General features: G+C 41.7%; 7 protein-coding genes. 5 read left to right on the top strand and 2 right to left on the bottom strand.

Annotated elements, in window-relative coordinates:
• The first annotated feature begins 690 nt into the window (after nt 1–690).
• From BS19_RS14650 to BS19_RS14640, 3 genes are read left to right on the top strand one after another with little or no spacing between them, the layout of a single operon-like run.
• On the top strand, nt 691–1761 hold the full coding sequence (locus tag BS19_RS14650; RefSeq protein WP_038176244.1) for a DUF6765 family protein: 1071 nt from the start codon (nt 691–693) through the stop codon (nt 1759–1761).
• Between the two features lie 35 nt (nt 1762–1796).
• Nucleotides 1797–2735 carry a hypothetical protein gene (locus BS19_RS14645; RefSeq protein WP_038176243.1) on the top strand — a complete coding sequence of 313 codons (939 nt, stop codon included), beginning with the start codon at nt 1797–1799 and terminating at the stop codon, nt 2733–2735.
• A 3-nt stretch (nt 2736–2738) separates the two neighbouring features.
• Entirely contained in the window at nt 2739–3071 is a 333-nt protein-coding gene (locus BS19_RS14640; protein ID WP_038176242.1) for a hypothetical protein, read from the top strand.
• A 594-nt stretch (nt 3072–3665) separates the two neighbouring features.
• On the opposite strand, the gene BS19_RS19640 is transcribed toward BS19_RS14640, so the two are convergent.
• Nucleotides 3666–5243 carry a hypothetical protein gene (locus tag BS19_RS19640; RefSeq protein WP_157631190.1) on the bottom strand — a complete coding sequence of 526 codons (1578 nt, stop codon included), beginning with the start codon at nt 5241–5243 and terminating at the stop codon, nt 3666–3668.
• A 127-nt stretch (nt 5244–5370) separates the two neighbouring features.
• On the opposite strand from BS19_RS19640, the gene BS19_RS14630 reads away from it, so the two are divergent.
• Together BS19_RS14630 and BS19_RS20480 are read left to right on the top strand one after the other, a co-directional pair.
• Complete coding sequence (locus tag BS19_RS14630) at nt 5371–5589, top strand: phage protease (protein ID WP_169739016.1); 219 nt, start codon at nt 5371–5373, stop codon at nt 5587–5589.
• Between the two features lie 575 nt (nt 5590–6164).
• Complete coding sequence (locus tag BS19_RS20480) at nt 6165–6305, top strand: hypothetical protein (RefSeq protein WP_211253010.1); 141 nt, start codon at nt 6165–6167, stop codon at nt 6303–6305.
• A 3-nt stretch (nt 6306–6308) separates the two neighbouring features.
• Here BS19_RS20480 and BS19_RS14625 read toward each other — a convergent pair.
• On the bottom strand, nt 6309–6639 hold a 331-nt coding region (locus BS19_RS14625), incomplete at its 5' end, for an integrase core domain-containing protein (protein WP_038176241.1).

The raw sequence follows: 6639 nt of genomic DNA, 5'->3' as shown, positions 1-6639 counted from the left end.
CCGATCGCGGTTTTCGCTATTCCGATCACCGATTTCGGAGTTAGGCTAAAAGTGATCGGATAATCGCGGAATCAGTGATCGGTTTAAACCGAAATGGGTGATCGGATAATCCCGAAATGACTGATCGGAATGCTCCGAAATATGCAATTGTTCGAACTATAAATGCCTTTGATTCCTGAATGATACATTTCAGGGGGCTAAACGGTTATGGGCTTATTGTTAGCCCTTTTGTATTGTTCCTATTACTAGCTGGAACAATTCTTGTGCTCCATTTGTACTACCTAAGGCCCCTTTCTCACGAAACATAGTTACCTGGGCTAAATTTGGCTCGCGCTCAACTAAAGTGTCGCGCCAATAAAACTGTGGTCTTGCCGAACGTTTTTAGCTAAGAGCGTATACGTTTTTGTCTAGAGCAAACCAATGGGGAAATGGATGGTACGTGGTAAGCACAATCTTGTCAGTAACGATGACAAGTAATGATATTTGAGAGCTACTTAGCGCACTTATTCATCAGTTGTATGAATTTTGAGCCATTGTTGTTATGTTCCCTTTGTTTCATATTGGATTGTAATAACAAGTAGACGATTCACTAAGCGAAAGTAAATTCAGGTTCGAGCTTCTTCATTCAGGTAGCTTATGTATTTACTTGCCGAGTGTTTAACGTCAAATATCATATTGCTGGAGGCACACATGCAAATCGATGGACACCATACTTTAACGTATGTCATTGCTCGCTATGCTGGAATCGAACATCATCTTGCCGAAAAGGTGGCGTATGCCGCTCAATATGTCGATGAGGCTACGAATGACAACCCCATATATTTTGACAATGGAGCAATGTATGACCGCATTGTATCCGCTCACAAAATGCTAGATTACCGAAACACTCAGGATTTGGCTAATCACTTAGTTTGGATTCCGTTTCACTTTCTTCCCGGTAATGAGGGGCTACCATCTGGAGTAGAGCCTGATGGCCAGTTTATACATCGATTAGTCTGCCGGCCTGACAGCCCCGTAGCACGGGACATGTTGACAATGGTGGCTTCGCATTGGGGCCAACCTTACGCTGCCCACTTAATGGGGATCGCCATGCATGTTTACGCAGACACGTTTGCTCACCAAGGATTTGCAGGAGTTATCCATGATTATAATAAAGTGGATAATCTAGGGTCCTCATCCAGCTCTCTATTGGAACGAATCAAAGATGATTTGTTAAGTGACAGTATTTCTGCGTCGTCTCCACTCGGCCATGGCGCTGCACTGTCTTTCCCTGACCGACCTTATGTTTCTTGGACATACGAAAATGGTGAAGGGGATCCTATTGAAAGGGACAATACCACAATATTTCTAGAGGCTGCTGATGCGATGTGCAAAGCCCTGCAATGGTGGAATGAGGGTGACTCTCAGGTGAGCATAGATAACCAACCTGGCTTGACAACGGAGCAACGTTCCAAGATTGAGTACGCCTTAACAACCATTAAAAATGATGACGGTGAAGCTCGGCATACAGCATGGATCGAGTGGCTTCGTGAAGGGCTATTTGGTTTTGATCCAGTTGATTTAACGTTTGACAAAGATGGTGAGAATAGCTGGAAACAACAGGCTAGGGGAACAGGCTTTTTTCAAGATGGCCAACTTGTTTACCCATATTCACAGGCCTTTCTGGACTCTGACTGGAAGCACTTCCATGATGCACTAAAAACGTATCGTTTAGAAATAATCAGAGATGTACTGCCTGCTTACGGCATTTGTATCGCTTAGTAAATCAATCTTATGGAAAACAAAAGGCTTAGAACATGATAATACGACTTCAAAGCTTAAATGCCTCGAGGTGGCGATTCAATATATTAGCTTCGTTGGTCACTATTGGATTAGCAGGATGTGCTTCCAATGAGTCGATTCATTTGGTAGGTGAATATGCGAAGCAATCAACTCAGGTGCAGAATGCTCTGATAGAGGTTTATGAGTATGCTGATGACGCTAAGATTAGTGCTGAACTGGTAAAAGCAGCAAGAGATGGTGTGACGGGAAAAGGGCTCGACATTTCTACGATTGACCGTTCTGGCCAAGAAGCGTTGCTGCGCAATTTGCAGACTTTCACTGAAAGTATTTACCTCTTGGCGACGGATGATCGAGGTGAAGAGTTGAACAAGTATTCCCAAAAACTGAACTCTTCTTTGGTCTCTCTATCGGAAATGCCTCAACTTGAAGGTATCGATGACGGAGACGTAGAGCTGCTTACAACAAGCGTCAATGCTATAGCTCGCGCTTACACGGAGAAAAAACGATATGACTTGCTCAAAAAAGTGGTGATTGATTCTGAAAAAATCGTGCAGAGCTCATTTAAGTCTTTAGAGGCCGAGTTAGGGGCTTGGAAGGCTGCCACCAGAGTTTCTTTGGAAAAAGAACTGCGGATCCGTTTGTACCTACTCAATAACCCCAATCGATGTGAAGAAAGCGATGATAAGCGTTGCGTTACTTTCGAGCATTCACTTGAAGAAAGGGTTGATGCATATGAAAAAGCTTACGAGATCAGATCACGCTTAAATGGTCTGGATGCAAAGTATGCAAAACTTGAAGATGCATTGCGTTCGATTCAGCACTTAAACCTATCGATAGTCGTATCTTTGAAAAGTGATAATGATGTAACCATAGATGCAGCTAAAAAAGCGCTCAAGTCGACCAAAAACCAGATCGATGCCATCAAAGAATATCGCGATAGCCTAGAGGAATAACCAATGGACGCTAGCCACAAGACCGCATATAGCGAACTGCAAAGCATGTACAATGAACTTAAAAACTATCTAGATTCAGTGATGCTTGAACCTGAGGATGAACAGTTATTGCGCAAATGCGAGCATTTGGGTGATAAAATCTATACCTACAATGCGGCCATACTGGAGAATAACTCTCGAATGTATGAGGCGGAACAAGGGTGCGTTAAGGAACTGATTCAGCAAGCAAAAGGGGCGCAAGAAATGTTGAAGAGCTCTGAAGACAAGGTCAAAGTAGTGGCTCAGGTGGCTAATGCTTTAGACAAAATATTTCAGCAACTCGGTAAGTTCTTGTAAACGCTTCATACTGTGAGTTATTAAGCGTTGGACCGCTTATTGAGGTCCAACGCAATAATTACTCATTTGTTGGTAGGTGGTGAAGGAATTTTAAGGTTATTATGAGCTTCGAACCGCGCATTAAAATGCATTTCTTAGTTTGCTAGAAATGAAGTAGAACCGCTTAACAAATTAGTAAAGCAATAATGTGTTTTAGTCTAATGTGAACGGATTCTCGAATTCATTTGTTCCCCAAAACTTTCTGACCTTAATAAAGCTAATCTTCATTGTTCCTAATACTTGCATAACGAAAGCTAATGATTAGGCAAGAATCAAGACCTGACCCCAGTACATACATTCACGAGCAAGCGGGCTATGTCTCGGTAGTGAAAGCCACTAAGGGGTATTTCTAAGCAGCTTTAGACGCCTATCGAGTAACGAGGCAAAGCGAACAGATTAAGAAGGAAGCGCAACAAGTAGAGCGAACGGTTGGGCCTCCCAATCTGCCTAATAAATAGCACTCCGACTCACACAAGCTAAGCTTGCTGCGTGTTAAATGCAAAAGCCCTAGTCTAAGGCTTTCTTTTGAATTAAACGGGTTTTAAACAATAGTGGTCATTGCTTTGAAGTCTTATTTCTTTCATCTAATAAGCTAACCACACAACTGGACTGATCCGTTGGCTCTAAATATACCGAAACCGATTTTTCGTGTTCTTCCGTTTTAACATTCATATTGAAGTATGTATGTTCAATTTTGAGAAAATCAAAACTTGTCCCAAATACGGTAGGGATTGGACTGTTTTCTACAAAAGAAATCTTATCAAGTGGGAACTCGCTTCCCTGATCGGGTAGCCGTTCGTATTGTTCTTTTGGCATTGAAAAGTCAAATGAGCCGACATCAGTGCCACTCGTGTGAATATTCCCCTCAGTTAATGAGCTAGCGGTAGTAAGTGCTATAAACTCATTTTCGGGAATTTCAAAGTCACAAAAAGTTGGCTCTGGTAGTTTGAAGTGAGACGAAAGTTTCTTAACGCAATCGACGACATGGACTAACTCTCCAATACTGGCAAAAAAACGTTTTGTTTCACTAGAGAAATCTTTTTCGGCCTCAAATGGATTGAGTTCATACCCCTCTTCAAACTCAATACTGACCCCTAGGATACCGCCATTCAGCAAAATATCTTTTGCAGACAGAAGTCTCTTAAAGTACGGAATTTTGTTTAGGCTTTTATTACCCCATTGCTCAACAGATGCGACGAAGTTGTATTGGAGAGTTCCTCTGTCTGCGTGATAGAACATTGTGATCTTAAGAAATTTATTGAAAGCATAGGCCGTAAACTTAAGCCCATTTTCCAAAATGTATTGTTTTCCGTTGAACTCACCCAAGTAAAGATGTTTGTCATTCAATATCGCGTACAAAGACAACTTAATTTTTGTCGCATGTGGTTCTATTCGAAGCTCGCCACTTTCACCGAAGCCATCAGTAACCGCTTCGAATAGTTTAGAACCTGAAAACGAAATTGAACTCGTAGGTATTGTTACAGGCTTACCGGATGTTCTCATTTCTTTGAGTTGGCTATCGAAAGATAGGCCAGTCTCGTGGTCCATTGTCACCTTTACGCTAACATTGTCAGCAATGGGTGTAATAAGTGTTTGGGTATTACCATTTATGACATTTGTTTGAACTGAGAACCTATTGTCTAGTTGACTTAAATGCTTGTCAAAATGCTTGACTGCCATTGCACCTTTATTGAATAGCGAAGCGGGGTCTCGACCTCCGACATAGTTTAAAGTTTCAGCTATAGCTCTAGTCTCAATTTCTTCTTTTGGAAGCATCTGTTTTCCGACATTACTTCTTACATATTCAATGGTTTGGCTTTTCCAACTATTGAGTAACTCCACTGAATATGAAGCCGCATCGTCATCTATCAATCGCGAGCAATTCGAGCAGAGCCATACTCCGTTCTCATAGGATCGCCTTTCATCCTTTGTTTGATCTGGGTTATATCTTGGTCCACCAGGTGCAGCAGCACATATATGAGCAGCAACCCCAGTGTTTAAGGTTTTGTCCTTATCGGATACAGATGCAATAGTTAAAACACGACAGTTAGGATTTGAACAATAGCCAGCAACATTTTCTCTTAGTGTGGTGATTGTATTTTTTAGGAAATCATGTCTTTGGTGGGTCTTCATTTTATATGGATCATCCTTTGAAACCTTGAACATAAAATAACGTATGTTGTGTTCTGTTTTCTATAACTTTCATCCACTTTTGGGGTTTAGGAAAAACTTCATACAATCCACCACTTGGATGCCAGATATGACCATCATAACTTATCTATCACTTTGCTTTGAACTACCAGCGGGTAGCGATGGCCGCCAGTTTAACAACGACAACCCAACCGCCGTTCTAGAGCACTTCAAGCGCCAAATCCCACTCGATATCGAGCACGCTACCGAACTCAATGGCCCGAAAGACGAACCTGCTCCTGCACAAGGTTGGGTGAGCGATCTTGAAATGACCGACGGTGAAACCTAGGCACCCGTTGCACTCAGTTCAGACGGTAAATGCCTCATCGAAAATGAGAACTAAAAGTAGATCATCCCTGCGTTCTTGCACAACAAAGACGGGCAAATCATCGGTATTAGTATTGTCGGCCTCACCAAATACTATCAGGTTCAAGTCTTGCTTTTTTCTTGGCGGAGTTTCCTATACTTGAAGTTATCCATTAATTACTAATTTAGTAATGTAACTAACAAGGTTTTGTCCAGAACTGTTTCATTCGGCACTTTCTAGCACGCAAGTGCTCCGAAACGCTTTAAGAGCAATTTGACCTACTTGGGTGCTAATGCCAGTTTTCCCTACTTTTATTCATGCCTATAAGGTGTAGTGGGTGTTGAATTTAACCACTTCTCATATCTTAGATAGCTACTCTCTTTTAACTACCAACAATCAACAGTTTTGTTCAACTACAGAGTAAATTATTTTTATGAGATTATAACCCTCTTGATAGTGCCTGTAATTTATTACGGAAAATTACGGATAATTCGTAATGCTAACCTTGAGTTGTATTGTTATTCTGGAGGGGAAATGAATACAAGGGGTTATAAAACATGAGCACTAAGAGAGACACCATACTTTGGATAGAGCATGCGATTTCCTACTTTAAGACACAAGGCAAGACACAGAAGGAAATGTCCAAATTTTTAGATTTATCTGAATCGCGCATTAGTGAGATGAAAGTTGGTATGTAGTGGTCAACTAAAATTGGCCACGGTTTTAGAGTTTTCCCAATATAATCTTTCTGATTCATTGGGCGTTAGGCCACCGTTATACTGATGTGGCCTGAGTTGGCAGTAATATCCGATAATGTAGCGGGTGATCTCTTGTTGAGCCTCAGCGAAGCTACGATAACCTACCGTCGGCACCCATTCTGTCTTCAAACTTCTAAAGAAGCGCTCCATTGGCGCATTATCCCAGCAATTTCCTCTGCGAGATAAACTCTGTTTTATTTGAAAACGCCACAGTAATTGGCGGTATTTACGACTGGTATAGTGACTACCTTGATCGCTATGGAACATGACACCT

It is taken from the genome of Vibrio pacinii DSM 19139, assembly GCF_000711795.1.
In the GTDB taxonomy this organism is placed as follows: Bacteria; Pseudomonadota; Gammaproteobacteria; order Enterobacterales; family Vibrionaceae; genus Vibrio; species Vibrio pacinii.
The sequence above is the reverse complement of the archived record's forward strand: the minus strand, read 5'-3'. Positions and strand labels throughout refer to the sequence as shown.